11 protein-coding genes are annotated in these 15,590 nt (G+C 41.3%); 9 read left to right on the forward strand and 2 right to left on the reverse strand.

Annotated features, from left to right (window positions below):
- Nucleotides 1–34: 34 nt before the first annotated feature.
- Both ESV85_RS16445 and ESV85_RS16450 read right to left on the reverse strand, forming a co-directional pair.
- Entirely contained in the window at nt 35–2,557 is a 2,523-nt protein-coding gene (locus tag ESV85_RS16445) for an ABC transporter permease (protein ID WP_146919510.1), read from the reverse strand.
- Nucleotides 2,550–3,227, reverse strand: a complete 678-nt coding sequence (locus ESV85_RS16450) for an ABC transporter ATP-binding protein (protein ID WP_146919511.1) — start codon at nt 3,225–3,227, stop codon at nt 2,550–2,552. Before ESV85_RS16450 ends, ESV85_RS16445 begins: the two co-directional genes overlap by 8 nt.
- A 204-nt stretch (nt 3,228–3,431) precedes the next feature.
- Here ESV85_RS16450 and ESV85_RS16455 point away from each other — a divergent pair, with 204 nt between their 5' ends.
- The 9 genes from ESV85_RS16455 to ESV85_RS16495 all read left to right on the forward strand — a co-directional run bounded on the left by ESV85_RS16455 (nt 3,432) and on the right by ESV85_RS16495 (nt 15,566).
- Entirely contained in the window at nt 3,432–4,121 is a 690-nt protein-coding gene (locus ESV85_RS16455) for an arylesterase (RefSeq protein ID WP_146919513.1), read from the forward strand.
- Nucleotides 4,122–4,336: 215 nt separating this feature from the next.
- Nucleotides 4,337–4,711 (forward strand): type II toxin-antitoxin system VapC family toxin, encoded by a 375-nt coding sequence (locus tag ESV85_RS16460; RefSeq protein WP_146919515.1) that lies wholly within the window; start codon nt 4,337–4,339, stop codon nt 4,709–4,711.
- Nucleotides 4,712–4,834: 123 nt separating this feature from the next.
- Complete coding sequence (locus ESV85_RS16465) at nt 4,835–6,577, forward strand: GMC oxidoreductase (RefSeq protein WP_146919517.1); 1,743 nt, start codon at nt 4,835–4,837, stop codon at nt 6,575–6,577.
- Between the two features lie 3 nt (nt 6,578–6,580).
- Nucleotides 6,581–7,288 (forward strand): gluconate 2-dehydrogenase subunit 3 family protein, encoded by a 708-nt coding sequence (locus ESV85_RS16470; protein ID WP_146919519.1) that lies wholly within the window; start codon nt 6,581–6,583, stop codon nt 7,286–7,288.
- Nucleotides 7,289–7,378: 90 nt separating this feature from the next.
- Entirely contained in the window at nt 7,379–8,563 is a 1,185-nt protein-coding gene (locus ESV85_RS16475; protein ID WP_146919521.1) for a hypothetical protein, read from the forward strand.
- On the forward strand, nt 8,560–9,699 hold the full coding sequence (locus ESV85_RS16480; protein WP_146919523.1) for a hypothetical protein: 1,140 nt from the start codon (nt 8,560–8,562) through the stop codon (nt 9,697–9,699). Before ESV85_RS16475 ends, ESV85_RS16480 begins: the two co-directional genes overlap by 4 nt.
- The gene (locus ESV85_RS16485; protein WP_146919525.1) at nt 9,696–10,847 is read left to right on the forward strand and encodes a hypothetical protein; all 1,152 of its coding nucleotides are present in this window, start codon (nt 9,696–9,698) and stop codon (nt 10,845–10,847) included. Before ESV85_RS16480 ends, ESV85_RS16485 begins: the two co-directional genes overlap by 4 nt.
- A complete protein-coding gene (locus tag ESV85_RS16490) occupies nt 10,844–12,019 on the forward strand; it encodes a hypothetical protein (protein WP_146919527.1) in 1,176 nt (391 codons plus the stop codon). Before ESV85_RS16485 ends, ESV85_RS16490 begins: the two co-directional genes overlap by 4 nt.
- Nucleotides 12,020–12,419: 400 nt before the next feature.
- Entirely contained in the window at nt 12,420–15,566 is a 3,147-nt protein-coding gene (locus ESV85_RS16495) for a SusC/RagA family TonB-linked outer membrane protein (protein ID WP_146919529.1), read from the forward strand.
- The last annotated feature ends 24 nt before the right edge of the window (nt 15,567–15,590 follow it).

The following is a 15,590-nucleotide window of genomic DNA, read 5'->3' on the forward strand; positions in this document are numbered from 1 at the left end:
GCCTTTCAAACTTTACATTTCTAATTTCAGACTTTTAAGTCCCTCTCAATATCTCCATCGGAGGCTGATTGATGATTTTACGCCCATTGAGCCAGCCCAAGACTATAGTCAAACCGGTAATAGATAGGTAAAGCACAAATGCCTCCAACCAAGCTCCTCGGAATGTTATATTGAAGACAAATTTGCTCAATAGCCAAGTAGCACCAAACGAGAGAATTATTCCGGACAGCGAAGCTAAACTCCCCAAGAAGAAGTATTCCAGCGTGTTGATCTTACTGACAATAGCCGAGCTTGCACCCAAAGTTCTAAGTAGAATACTCTCCCGCATCCGCTGATATTTACTGATGATCAGCGAACTGATCAGTACTAATATCCCTGTAGCTATACTGAAAAATGCCATGAACTGAATCACAAAGCTTATTTTCCCAAGAATCTCCTCCAGCGTCGCTACGATTGTACCAAGGTTGATGATAGAGATATTCGGGAATTCACGTACGATCTCAGCCTGCACATAGGCCGCTTCACGATCATTTTTTGTCTTGGTGATCAGCACATGAAATTTCGGCGCTTGATCCAATACACCTTCTGGAAATAGCACCAAGAAGTTCGTAGAAACCTGCGCGAACTTCACATCTCGCAGACTTCCAATATAGGTCTTGATAGGACGACCTTGCACATTGAACTCCACTTCATCTCCTATTTTCATTCCATTCCCTTCAGCAAAACCTTTTTCAAAAGAAACAAAAATACTATCTCCTCTTGCTCCCAATGGAATCAATTCCCCATCAGTAACTGTCTCAGAAGAAATAAGCGTATCGCGATAGGTGACGCGAAACTCTCTGTTATATAACCATCCAGAATAGTCCTCTTCGCCAGGAAGTTCCTCATTTTCCTTTTTATCAACTCCATTGATCTCATTAAGCTGCATGGTCACAATCGGAACTTCCTGCATAATCGGAAGGTCGCGTGATAAAATTTTAGCTTTTATATCTTGCAGTTGAGCCGTTTGAATATCAAACATCAACATATTCGGCTGGTCTTCCTTGTCTGCAAATTTGGCCTCTTCAAGCAATTGATTTTGAAGGAAAAAAAGCGTAGAAATCATCGCAGTTCCTAGCCCTATAGTGGCAATCAAAGAAACTGTTTGATTATTTGGTCTGTACAAATTCGCCAAAGACTGACGCAACGTATAGGTAAAAGAAATAGGTAAAAACTTCCTTACTGCCCAGATAATCATTTGAGCCACTGCCCAAAGAATTCCAAAAGCAAAAACCACAAATCCTGTGAAGCCAAAAGCAAAATCTACTCTGCCTAATAAGTAATAGCTAAAACCCCAGATAAATCCAAGAATGCCCACAATAACTAACCAACGAAGCGGATCTTTCAATATAGTAGAGTCCCCAGTTTCTGGTCTAAGCGTCGCCATAGGAGACACATTTCTCACTTTCAGTAAAGGCAGTAAGGCAAACAGAACAGAGACAAATAAACCTGTCACTACTCCAAAACCTATTGAAAGCCAGGAGATCCCGAAAGACACCTCCACTGGTAAGAAATCTGCAAAAACAGCAGGCAATACAAACTGAAGCAGCGTTCCGAGAAAAGAACCTAGAACAGCTCCGACCATGCCCATAATCATGATCTCTGTCAGGTAGATCAATAAGACATCTCTGGAAGAAACTCCCAAACAACGTAAAACTGCCACTGAACCTAGCTTCTCTTTCACAAAGACATTAACGGCACTTGCCACACCCACGCAACCTAGCAGTAATGCGATAAATGCTACCAAGCTCAGGAAATTAGAAAGATTTGCAAATGAACGACCAGTCGAGCGTTTTCTATCTTCTACCGTATCTGCATCCACTCGATCTTCTTCCCATTGATCCTCGAATGGTTTGATCAAAACTTCTACATCTGTACCTGCTTTAAATTGAAAATAGCGGCTATAATTCACTCGGCTACCGTATTGCACCAAGCCAGTTTCTTCCAAATAATCCTTTGGAATGTAAACAGCAGGAGCAACTGAGGCCGTGATCCCAGTTTGCCCAGGAACACTTTGTAATTCTCCAACTACTACAAAAAGCACTTCCCCTACTTTGATCTGGTCTCCCACTTCCGCGTTGAACTGAGCCATCAACGTCTTTTCCACTAGTGCTTTTTTCCCGCCAGAGCGGAAGTCAGCATCACCCGAAGCTGGGATTGTTTCAAAAAAACCATAAAATGGAAATGCTCCCTCAAGCGCACGAACCTGAGTCAAACGACTTGCTCCTGTCTCCGGAAAGGCAACCATACTCGCAAAATTGACTTCCGAAGCCATTTGCGTAGCTGCGCTATCAATAAACTGCTCTCCTATTTCCTTGTTGTTTTCCAAAACCAAATCAGCTCCTAGAAGCTCTTTGGCTTGATTATCAATGTCTGCTGTTAGGTTTTCTCCAAAGGAACTAATTGCCACCAAAGCAGCGATACCCACAACGATAGAGGAAACAAACAGTAAAAGTCTAGAGATGTTCTTCCGGAAATCCCGAAAAGCCATCTTAATAATCCATCCGAAATCAGGCATTTTCACCCTCCTGTATTTTTCCGCCTTTAATATGAATGATACGCTGAGTCTTGGCTGCCAATTCCAAATCGTGCGTAACCAAAACCAGTGTAGTTCCCTCTTCCTTATTCAGGTCAAAAATCAGTTTCTCGATCATTTCGCCAGTTTCAGTATCCAAATTTCCCGTTGGTTCATCAGCGAAAAGAATTTTTGGCTCATTGGCAAAAGCTCTTGCTATAGAAACCCGCTGCTGTTCTCCACCAGAAAGTTGTGTTGGATAATGAGTTCCTCTATCGCCAAGGCCCACTTTATCGAGAAGTTCCTGAGCCTTTTGACGGGCATCCTTTCTCCTTTTCAACTCAAGTGGAACCATCACATTTTCAAGGGCAGTCAGTGTAGGCAAAAGTTGAAAATTCTGAAAAATAAAGCCTACGCTTTGGTTTCTGACAGCTGCCCTTTGGTCTTCGGAAAGCTTCTCCAACGAATTACCATCCAGCACTACGCTACCTGTGGATCCAGAATCCAATCCAGCACAAAGTCCAAGAAGTGTCGTCTTTCCACTGCCTGATGGTCCGACTATAGAAATAATTTCTCCTGCTTTGATGTCAAATGTCACTTCGTCTAGGACAGTCAGTTTTCTGCTGCCACTTTTGTAAACCTTGCTCAGGTTAGAGACTGATAAAATATTCATGTGTTGTACTTGGGTGGGAAAAGGGTTTGGTAAATGCTTAACGACAAACCCTCTATATAGTTTGTGGAAGATAGCAATAGCACTTTTAATCGGCAAATAACATTATAGTGGATGTGGTTTAAACCTCATTTTGCAAATTTGACGAACCTTTTGCCCAAAAATCCTTTTGGGTATATAGTTTTACATATCACAATTCCGATTTCTATGCGATTCAATATACACCGCTCATTCTTTTTACCAGCTATACTATTTGTAGGATTGGTCCTAGTTTCTTGCTCAGAAAAAAAAGCAGAAACTACCCAATCCGAAACCACCGCTGAGATAACTGCTGAGGCGAAATCTGATCAGAAGATCATTCTTTTCTTCGGAAACAGCTTGACTGCTGCCTACGGAATCGACCCTGAAGATGGGTTTGCAGGGTTGACTCAGCAAAGAATTGACAGCCTTGGAATGGATTACAGAGTGATCAACGGAGGACTTTCCGGTGAAACTACCGCTGGAGGTCTAAGCAGATTGGATTGGTTTCTTGAAGACAAACCCGATATTTTCGTGCTAGAACTTGGCGGTAATGACGGACTTCGTGGCATCAATCTCACTGAGACCAAAAGCAACCTTCTTAAAATCATAGATAAAGTCAGATCAAAATTCCCTGACACCAAAATCATTTTGGCAGGCATGCAGATCCCTCCAAATATGGGGCAGGAATACGCCGCTGAATTTACAGCGATGTATCCAGCTGTTGCGGAAGAAAAAAATGTGACACTCATTCCTTTTCTTCTGGAAAATGTAGGAGGAATCCCTGAGTTAAATCTCCCTGATGGCATTCACCCTACGGAAGAAGGTCACAAGATTGTATTTGAAACAATATGGCCATATATTCATAGTGAGTTATAATTGGGGGTTTCTATACCTCTAATATTCTCTACATTTATTAGGACTTTTAAGCTTGATAGTTATGGTATCCATTATAAAAAAAGGGACTTCAAAGAAGGAAATTGAAGCTTTGCTTTCTGAGAAAGAAATAGTAAAATCAAAAAAGTCAATTGCGAAATTCGCGGGAAAATTAAAAACGAAAATTGATCCTATTGATTTCCAAAAAGAATTGAGGAATGAGTGGAAATAAGCTACTTGTTGATACCAACATTCTCATTTATTTTTTGAAGGGTGAATCAACCGTAGTAGAGTTTTTGAAAGACAAAGAGATATTTATCTCTTTCATAACTGAACTTGAACTTTTAGTTTTCCCCACCAATAACATTTCAGAGGAAACCCTAATTAAATCCTTGATCGCCAATTGCCGGATAATTCAGTATAATGAAGAAATCAAAAAATTAACTATTGAAATTAGAAGAAACACGAAGGTAAAACTACCGGATTCAATTGTTGCAGCTACTTCAATTTTCCTAAGTATACCTCTGGTATCAGCGGATAAAGGATTTAGCAGACTCAAATTAGGAAATACGTTAATAATGGATTTAGGGTGATTATGGATTTTATTTGTACTAAAGTGAAATAGTTTTAATTGACTTTCAGTCCAACCCATTTACCTCATTTTCTAGATGGATTTTTTTACGCTATATTTTATCCTTAATTAAAATTTTTAGAAAATGAGCTTTCAAATCAAATCTTCCGGGGATACCTATGATGTCATTATTGTAGGATCTGGAGCTGGTGGCGGAATGGCCTCCAAAATCCTTTCTGAGGCCGGACTCTCAGTTGCAGTAATAGAAGCAGGCGGAGATTTTGATCCTGCCAAGGAAGAAGACCGCACCCAACTCAGGCCACCTTGGGAATCTCCACGCAGAGGTGCAGGCACTCAAATCCGTCCATTTGGAGATTTTGATGCTGCTATTGGCGGCTGGGAAATCGACGGTGAACCCTACACTAGAAAAGGTGATTCCGAGTTCGACTGGTTCCGATCCAGAATGGTCGGTGGAAGAACTAACCACTGGGGAAGAATTTCTCTCCGCTTTGGCCCAAATGACTTCAAAAGAGCAAGTATTGATGGTTTGGGAGACGACTGGCCTATTGGCTACGATGACGTCAAACCTTACTATGATAAAGTCGATAAACTGATTGGAGTTTATGGTAGCAAAGAAGGCATTTACAATGAACCGGATGGATTTTTCCTTCCTCCTCCCAAACCTAGACTTCACGAACTTTATTTGAAAAAAGGAGCTAGCAGCGCAAGCATCCCAATGATTCCATCAAGGCTTTCTATTCTTACAAGGCCAATCAACAAAGACCGTGGCGCATGTTTTTTCTGTCGCCAATGTAATCGGGCCTGCCAGGTTTATGCGGATTTCTCGGCTGGAACCTGCCTAGTTCATCCTGCGATGAAGCAGGGAAAAGTCGATCTTTTCACCCATAGTATGGTTAGAAAAGTCACCACAGATGACTCTGGCAAAGCAACAGGAGTTTCTTTTGTCAACATAAAGGACATGAAGGAGTATAAGCTGAAGTCTAGTGTAGTCGTACTTGGCGCATCAGCATGCGAGACTTCGCGTATCATGCTCAATTCCAAATCAAAGACACATCCAAACGGCATTGGCAATAGCTCAGGGGTTTTGGGTCATTACCTGCACGATTCTACAGGCGCAAGTAGGTCAGGAATCATTCCTGACATGATGGGCCGGGAGCGTTACAATGAAGATGGTACAGGTGGAATGCACATGTATACTCCTTGGTGGCTGGACAATAAGAAACTTGATTTTGCCCGAGGCTACCATATAGAATATGGTGGTGGAATGGGACAGCCAGGCTATGGAGCTGGAGGAAATATGGACTCCATGAGAAAATACATTACGGATGAATTCGGCAAGCCAAGTCCAAATGGTGGCTATGGTGAAGGATTGAAAAAAGACATTCGTCAAATCTATGGCTCTACGGTTGGCATGTCTGGACGTGGCGAAAGTGTACCGAGATTTGAAAATTACTGTGAAATCGACCCAACGGTCGTGGACAAATTTGGTATTCCTGTGCTTCGATTCAACTATAAATGGACGGATCAGGAAATCAACCAAGCCAAGCACATGCAGGATACTTTTGAAGAAATCCTGACTGGATCCGGAGCACAATTACTGGGAACAAAACCTGGGGCAGACACACTTTACGGACTTGCCGCCCCTGGAAGAATCATTCACGAAGTAGGTACAGCCAGAATGGGCAACGATCCAAAAACTTCCGTGCTTAATTCTAATTCCCAAGCGCATGATTGCAAAAATCTCTTTGTGGTGGATGCGGGATCTTTTGTCTCTCAAGCTGACAAGAATCCTACTTGGACCATCCTTGCCTTGAGCTGGAGAACCTCAGATTACATTGTATCAGAACTGAAAAAGAAAAATATCTAAGCCATGAACAGAAGAGAAAACCTCAAACTACTCTTTACCGGCACAGTCGGAACGGGTTTACTACTCACTGGCTGCTCTCCTGAAGAGCAAGCTCTACCTGAAAATGCACTCTTGGCTGGCGGGACAATCGGCGGTAGAACTGAAGAAGAAAAACAACGCGATCAAGCATTGCTTTCAGAGACCTTCTTTACCGACGATGAACGTAAGAAGCTAAGCACCTTAGTGGATATCATTATGCCAAAAGACAGTGAGTCCCCAGCAGCTACTGAAATTGGCGTAGTGGATTTCATGGAGTTTATGATGAAAGATCAGCCAGCAAATCAAACCCGAATGCGGGGTGGATTAATGTGGCTGGATTTTGAAGCAGACGAGAAATTCGGAAAAGCATTCAATGAACTAAGCGAATCAGAAGTGATACAAATCGTGGATGAAGTGGCTTGGCCAGATACTGCAAAACCAGAATATGAAGGTGGAGTTCGCTGGTTCAACATGCTCAGAAATCTAACTTGCTCTGGATATTTCTCTACCGAACCTGGGTGGAAATATATGGGCTATGTAGGCAACACGCCAAACGCATGGGATGGAGTGCCTCAGGAAGTGATGGCAAAACACGGCTTCCAGCTGGAAGAAAAATATTTGTCTATTTACCTCAAACCTGAAGATCGAGGCACCATTATCCAATGGGATGATGAAGGGAATGTCACCGGATAAAAAAACTTAAAACTCAGTCTTTCGGGCTGAGTTTTTTTTTGTTTAAAAAGATTAACTACTATCTTATTACCTTTTCCTAAATCACTGTTTATGAAAGCCTTTTCAACTTTACTGTGCTCTGTACTATTTATTAGTTCATGTTCAGAAAAATCTGAGCAAGTTGCAGAAGAACCCTTATCCCACGAATGGGAGTTGGTAGATTCTCTGGATTTGGAATTTCTTGGAAATCCCATGCTTTCGGATGTAAACAAAGATGGGACGTCATTACTCTTCTTTGATTATCCGAGTCAAAAAATCATTACATCCGACGCTATAGGAAATATAAAGCACAGTTTCTCTAAGGGCGAAGACACTCCAGATTCTTATGGGTTCATGTTAGAAAGACCAGGTTTTTATGGGGAAGATCAACTGGCAATCTATGGAAGAAATGGTTTGTTCCTTTTTGACTTGGATGGGAATATGCAGAAGAAAATCCCTCATCCTGAATCCTTGGGAGCATCTGGGTCAAACAATGAAATAGGGAAATCAACAGAATCAGTGAGATTGAAAGGAAAAGATTATTTACTTCCCAAATCTGTCCGTCCGAGGAATTCATATCCGGGAGAGCAGGAATTTTACGATACCTATAGGGCCTTAGAATTGGTGGATATAGAAACTGGAGCTATGACTGAACTAATCCCTTTTGAAGAAGGTAGTCAATTCTTGAACGGCAAAGGATATATTCAAAGCGACTATACTCCCGCTTTAGAGGCACTAAACGACAAATTGTTTTTTGTTCACGGAGGGGATCCCCAACTCTATGTATATCAGTTAAATGCTAATGGTGCGCGTTTGGATACAGTGATCCATCTAGAAACACCCTCATTTATTATTCCCGAAGGCCGAGCAAGAGGCGAATTTCAGCAAGGTCATGTTGAAATCAATGGAGGGACTGCTTCCATTCGAAACATCCATGTGCTGGATGATTTACTATTGCTGGACTATTACTCAGGAATGGATCCCAAGAAATCAGTAGAAGCTGAGGGACTATGGAAACAGGGAAAAGAGGAAGAAGCGAAAGCCATGTACAGAAAACTTGAAGATGAAATCCCGAAGGGCACATTGGTATATAAGTTAGCTGACCTAAGCTATGTGGGGAATGTACCTTCACCTGCCAAAACCGGAGGAAGATCTTATGCCTCCGGGGGCGGATATGCTTGGTTCCAAAAGCTTCCCGATCCTGATGTAGAAGAAGATTTTTTGAGAGTTTATAAAATGAAATTGACTGAAAAATGAGGTACAGACACTTTTTAACAACCTTTTTAGCGTGCAGTTTTCTAGCATGTTCCTCTTCAGAAAAGTCCAAAGAGGAATCCTCTGAGACTTCAAATGAATGGGACCTCCAAGTCCTTGATTCAATACAGGTAGACTTTTTAGGAAACATATCCACCGGAGATTTTAGAGACGGAATAGGTTTGCTCTATGACTACAAAGCCAACGCCATAGTCAAAATCGATTATGAAGGGCAGGTGCTCACTACCAAAACATTCCCCAAAGACGGACCAAATTCAATTTCTTTTATTTCCACTGTCAAAATTGATCCCGATGGCAATCTTTTTATCGGCAATCACAGTGGTCCGTATTATGAATTAAATGAGGATCTATCCGTTAAACGAGAAATCGAAATGCCATTTCGAGCCCCCACACATGGTGGGTTGATGGATGCGAAATCATTTGAAATCTGGCAGGATAAAATAATTCTATACTATACAGGAAGAGATGAGGTAGGGCCTTTTACGGAAAATTATTTAAGAGACTATTATTTACTCGAAAAGCTAAACCCTACTACAAGAGAAAGTAGCCCACTAATCCGAACGCCCAAAACTTCAAAATTCAGTACTGGCCAGCTTTACGAAAGACCTTCAATATCATTTACCATATCTGAAAATGACCTATTGCTCTACTTCGACAACGAGCCTAAAATCCACAGATTTAACCTGCTTGATTCGGGGAGCTTCATAGAAACCATAGATCTTAACCCCACGAAATTTATCGAAGCTCCTGAATTGAAAGACAAATACGAAAACTACAACTACGAAAAATTGGTGGAAGGCAATATTTTTGGGGTTTTTGCTAATGAGAATCAATTTGTAGTGCACTATTCAGAAGGAGTCTCTGAAGATATTTTTAGCGCAAACGAATTCAATTTCCCTGAGGATTTCACCAAACTTATTGATCTAAACCAATCCTATCTCAAAGTATATGACTCAGAAAAAGGATGGTCAAATGAAATTCCCATTCCTAAAAAAGTTTATCAAATCTTTGCTATGGAGGGTCTTAACCAGCCATTTTTCGCACTTAGAAACGATGAATACATAGGCGAAGAGCAGGATTACCTCACTTTTTACAAACTGAAACTAGTACAAAAATGAAAAAGATCAACGCACTTTTCACATGTTCAATCCTTTTGGCTTTTGCATGCTCATCTCCGAAAAACAACGAGGAAAATCAATCCATAAACTCCAATGAATGGGAACTCCAGATCGTAGATTCTATTCAGGTAGATTATCTGGGACAGCTCATGCTTCTGGCAATTCATCCCGATGGAAATCACTTTCTCTTTGGCAATAGTGCCAACAACCACTTGATCCTGACTGATGGTAAAGGCGATATAATCACTACATACGAGGAACCTGCAGATGCTCCAACATCTGTCGGTCCACTCACTACATCCGCCACCTTCTTAGGAGATCAAATCATAGCTATGGGAAACAATAGACTGGCTGTTTACGACCTGAAACTACAATTTCTAAAAAGCCTTAAATTCCCTCCCATCGGACGAGGCATGTATTATAATGGTTTTGACTTTTTACAACCCATTTCTTTACAAGGAGAGAATGAATTACTCGGATTTATAGGCGGTCCTCAAAATGATATTCCTTCCAACCAGCCAGAATACTATAGCCAGTATAATTTATTCGAACTCTTTAATTTAGACCAAGAAACTTTTAGTCCAGTAGTCCCATTTCATGAAAAAAGTAGGTTTTTGAATGGCGAAGCTTTTGATTTTCTAGCGCCAAAATTCCAAGTAGATGGTAGTAAGGTGAGTTTCGTTTACAGCAATGACAGCTTGCTTTACTCTTATGATTTATCAGTGGAGCAAGATTCATTCAAAGCACAATCAATTCCTTTCGATAAATTCCTTCTGAACCCAGGATATCCCATGAAAGGAAGCCCAGACTATGAAACCAAAACTGACCGTGAGGGAGGAATCTGGAGTTTTTTCAAAATCGGGGATAATCATCTCATAACTTATACTTCGGGAATTGAGCTGGAAAATATGCCTGATCTGACCCAAGAAATGGAAATTTTAATTCAAGAATTAGAGAGATTAAATCCTATGAAGTGGCTAGTCCTGGATGAAAATGGCAAATCGAGCAGACCTCAACTGGTCAGCGATAAATATCGCCTAAACAGGCAAGACAATCATGGATTTATATGGGCTGACCAAAATGTTAATTCGCTGGAAGAAGAACCAGAGTATGCTGTTTTTTACAAACTGAAACTAGTACAAAAATGAAAAACTTAAGCCACCTATATCTCCTCCCATTTGTACTCAGCACAATCGCTTGCTCAGGTGAAAAGGAAGAAAACAAAACCTCCACTCCTCTTGCTGAACAGGATTTTGAATTCGAAATCTATGATTCGCTCCTGGTGGATTATCTTGGAAACTTGTTTTTGGCAGACATAACTGAAGATGGCAAGACCTTTCTACTCATTGACCAGCGCAGCGATACGGTTTTCGTAGCGGATAGAGAAGGAACAATTCTGAGTAAATTCAAAAGACTTGGCGATGGACCGGGATTCTATCAGAGCTCCAGATTAGGACCACCCAGCTTCTTGAGTTCCAAAGAGATTATTGTGCCTGCTTTCCGAGGCTTTTACTTGTATTCACTTTCCGGTGAACCTACCCGCTCTTTTCTACCGGAATTTACCCCATCAATTTCCTTTATTGATGCATATAACAATAATTTGGTCGTACACGATGACCAGGTTATATTTCCATGGGAAGGAAGGCTCTCGGAGGAATTGGGAGTGGATGGAAAAGAATTTCAAATGGCCTCCAGTCGGGTGGAAGTTCTGGATTTAGAAAGCGGCAAATTTAGCCCTGCCATCCCGTTTCCAGACTCATCCAAATTCAGAACTGGAGAAAAAACCTATCTGAACGTAAATTATCACACCCTTATCGCATCTAGTTCTGACACGCTGTACGTCGCCTTCCGCAACGAACCGGTGATATACGGCTATTCATTTTCAGACTTAACCAACCCAGCATCTATTCAACCTATTCCTTTTGAAGAGTTTATTCAAAAAGAACCAAAGGAGGAAGCACATTATGGTACTTACGACATGAAGGACATCTATGTGGGAACAATCCAGAACCTCCACCCAACAGAAAAACAACGGTTTTTGCTTACCTATAACAGAGGACTGTCAGATCAGGAATACGACGAAATCTTTGCATTGGAGACTTCAGACCCGGAAGAGTTCAGTCGCAAGCGCAACAAAACAAACACGAATGGACAGGTTCTATTTGACGGGAAATCAGTCTCCAAAGTGATCATGAAACCGGAATCTCTAGGATTCACCTTCAAATTCATCTCTGAACAAGAAATCTGGTTTACACCAAATTTTGAATATGCTGAAAATGACTACTCTGTAATTTACAAAATGAGATTGGTCGCCAAGTAAAGCTCACGCAAGAACCTATCGTAGATTTAACTACGCCTAGTTTATCTACTTGTTAAGAGGACAATTAGTCCTTAATCTATCATGTATTAAAACATCACATACTTTTCTAAAAAACTTTACTTTTTTATAGTAGAAAATACCCTAGCCTAGAACAAATATCATCTTCGAATCGCCCTATTTCAAAAAAATAGGATAGTCATCTCATGCATGTCCACGATTTGACATTATCTCTTTTTTATTTTTCCGGTTTTTAATATAACAAATTGAAAACCTAGTTTCTAGACCATCCTTTCACGACTTGGATACTTTTGTCCCTTGATGTCAGCTGCAAGCTGAAACCACAGTTTTCTTACTGACTATCAAACAATTAAAATCATTCTCAAAATTTTAAAACTAGAAAATGAAGAAGACTTTTACAGTTATTACTTTGTTGATGATGCTCCTCCCAACAGTCTTGTTGGCGCAGGTTCAGGTCAAAGGAAAAGTATCAGACTCCAAGGGAGAAGGTCTCCCAGGAGTGACAGTATTGGTGAAAGGCACCAATAAAGGAACAGTTGCCGATTTTGAAGGCAACTACAATATCATGGCTGATGAAAGCGCCGTTCTGGTGTATAGTTTCATCGGATTTGAAGCACAAGAAGAAGCTATCAACGGAAGAAGTATTATCAATATTACTCTGGCAGATGATAGCAAGGCATTGGAAGAAGTGGTCGTGACCGCGATCGGGATCAAGCAGCAAAAAAAGAAATTGGGTTATGCTACCCAAGAAGTGCCAATGGATGTGATAGCAGAAGCATCGACGTTGAATCTTGGAAATGCTCTTTCCGGTCAAATTGCCGGATTGACAGTTAACAATCCGACTGGAATGTTTCAGTCACCTTCATTTAGTTTACGAGGCAAAACTCCCCTTATTGTATTGGATGGTGTTCCTGTGGAAACTGACTTTTTTGACATTTCTCCAGAAAATATTGAGAGCATCAACGTCCTCAAAGGAGGTTCTGCATCTGCGCTTTATGGTGCAAGAGGGAAAAACGGTGCGATCTTGATCACGAGAAAAAACGCCAAAAAAGACGGCTTAACCGTGACTGCCACGACCAATAATATGGTTACAGCAGGATTTACAGTCTTTCCCGAAACGCAGACAGCTTACGGTAATGGCTCTAATGGAAAATATGAATTCTGGGATGGTGCCGATGGCGGTATTTCGGATGGAGATATGATCTGGGGACCAAAGTTTGAACCTGGCGTGCTAGTTCCTCAGTGGAATAGCCCAATCAGAAATAAAAACACGGGAGAGGTAGTAGAATGGTACGGAAGTGTCACAGGAACAGTGTACGACGACAAGTCTACCTATGAGCGAGTACCTACCGAATGGAAACGTCATGACAATTTGAATGATTTCATGAGGACTGGAGTAGTCACTAAAAACGATATTTCTATCGCATATCAGGGCGAAAAAGCGCAGTTGATGTTCTCTGCAAACTACGCCTACCAGCAAGGTCAAGTTCCTAACACATCTGTAAACACGGGTGGATTCAACTTCAACTCCTCCTTTAAACTCAGCGAAAAACTTCAGTTGGATGCGACCTTGGGTTACAATAAAGTATACTCTCCTAACTATCCACGCTATGGATACGGTCCAAAAAACCACATGTACACGATCCTTATCTGGATGGGTGATGATGTAAATGGACAGGATTTGAAAGATCATATGTATGTGCCTGGACTGGAAGGTTATAGACAAGCTAACTATAACTATGCATGGTACAACAATGTCTATTTCGCAGCAAATGAGCTTAACCAAGTGCACAACAGGAATGTAATGGACGGTAAGCTGAAGCTGAAATATCAAATCATGCCTAACCTGTACGTACAGGGCAGAATCTCTGCTAGACAAAGGACATTATTTGAAGACATGCAAAGTCCTAAGTCATACATGAACTACGGTGACTCTAGAAATGGTGATTACAAGTTCTGGAATGACGATCAGCTAAACCTTGATACTGACTTCTTGGCGGCCTACAACAAAGACTTCAATGAAAAAATCGGATTGACGGTCAATGCAGGTGCTTCCAGTTTTTACAGAAGCTACAAGCAAGCCTATTCTTCCTCAGATGGATTGATCGTGCCGTATGTCTATAGCTTAAACAATACTCAAGGTCCGGTACAAGCCTCTAATTACCTGGAGGAAAAAGAAATCCGAAGTGTATATGGTTCCATGGGCGTTGATCTTTGGCAATCCATCTTCCTTAATGTAACCGCAAGAAATGACTGGTCTTCGACTTTGCCTAAGGCAAACAATTCCTATTTCTACCCTTCAGCATCAATCAGTGCGATTGTTTCTGAGTTTATGAACTTGCCAAAAGCGATAGATTTCATCAAGGTATATGGTTCATGGTCTGAGGTCTCAAGTGATTTGAGCCCATACAGCATCTACTCTGCTTACAACAAAGGAGTGACTTACGGATCGACTCCATCCGTGAGCTATTCCTCCAGCCTAGTAAATCCGGAGATAATGCCTCAAAAGTCAAGCACTATCGAAGCGGGTTTATCTACTTCATTTGCTAAGAAACGACTGACCTTAGAAGGTACTTACTATAGAATTCTGGATGAAAATCAGATCATTGATCTAAGCATTTCTGAAGCATCTGGATATTCTTCCAGAAAAGTAAACGGCAATGAATACACCACCAATGGATTTGAATTGATGATGAATTATGCTGCGATTCAGAAGGACAAATTCTCTTGGAACATCGGTGCGAACTGGACGAAGTTTGAGCGAAAAATCACTGGAATATATGGTGATGCAGAGAAATTCGGTAACCTAAGAGTGGGTGATAGAGCAGATAGCTACTATGCCACTGTTTGGCAAAAAAGCGCTGATGGACAAGTGATCCTGGATGCCAATACTGGTCTTCCTAGAAGGGACCCTTTTCCAACTAAAATCGGTCACTTGGACCCATCTTGGAGATTTGGTATCCAAAACCAGTTCAACATCAACAAATTCAGAATAGCCATGGACGTAGATGGCGCTTGGGGCGGATTGATCAGATCATTGACTATAGAGAAAATGTGGTGGGGCGGAAAGCATCCTAACTCAACTCAATACAGAGATGAAGAATATGCTGCAGGCAAACCTGTATACGTGCCAGAAGGCGTCGTAGTAACCGGTGGTGAACTGGTAAGAGATGTAGATGGAAACGTACTCTCTGACACTAGAGAATATACGCCAAACACAACTGCAGTGAGCTGGCAGACTTGGTCTCAAACCTATCCTTACAGAGCACAAGTGACCGAAGATGAGAACAAGACTTTTGCGAATGTGTACGACCGCTCCTACCTGAAGTTGAGAAGACTATCCGTGACTTATGATCTGATGAATATCATGCAGTCCAAAAAAATCAAAAACCTTGATTTGACTCTTTACGGTTACAACCTATTTGTACTGAAAAAACTGCCTTACCTAGATCCTGATTTTGGCAATGACAACAACCTTCAGGATCCATCCTCACGCTATGTAGGCATGACCTTGAAGGCCGTATTTTAATTGATTTTCAGTCATACAAACATT

This window comes from Algoriphagus aquimarinus (assembly GCF_007997215.1).
Taxonomy (GTDB): domain Bacteria; phylum Bacteroidota; class Bacteroidia; order Cytophagales; family Cyclobacteriaceae; genus Algoriphagus; species Algoriphagus aquimarinus_A.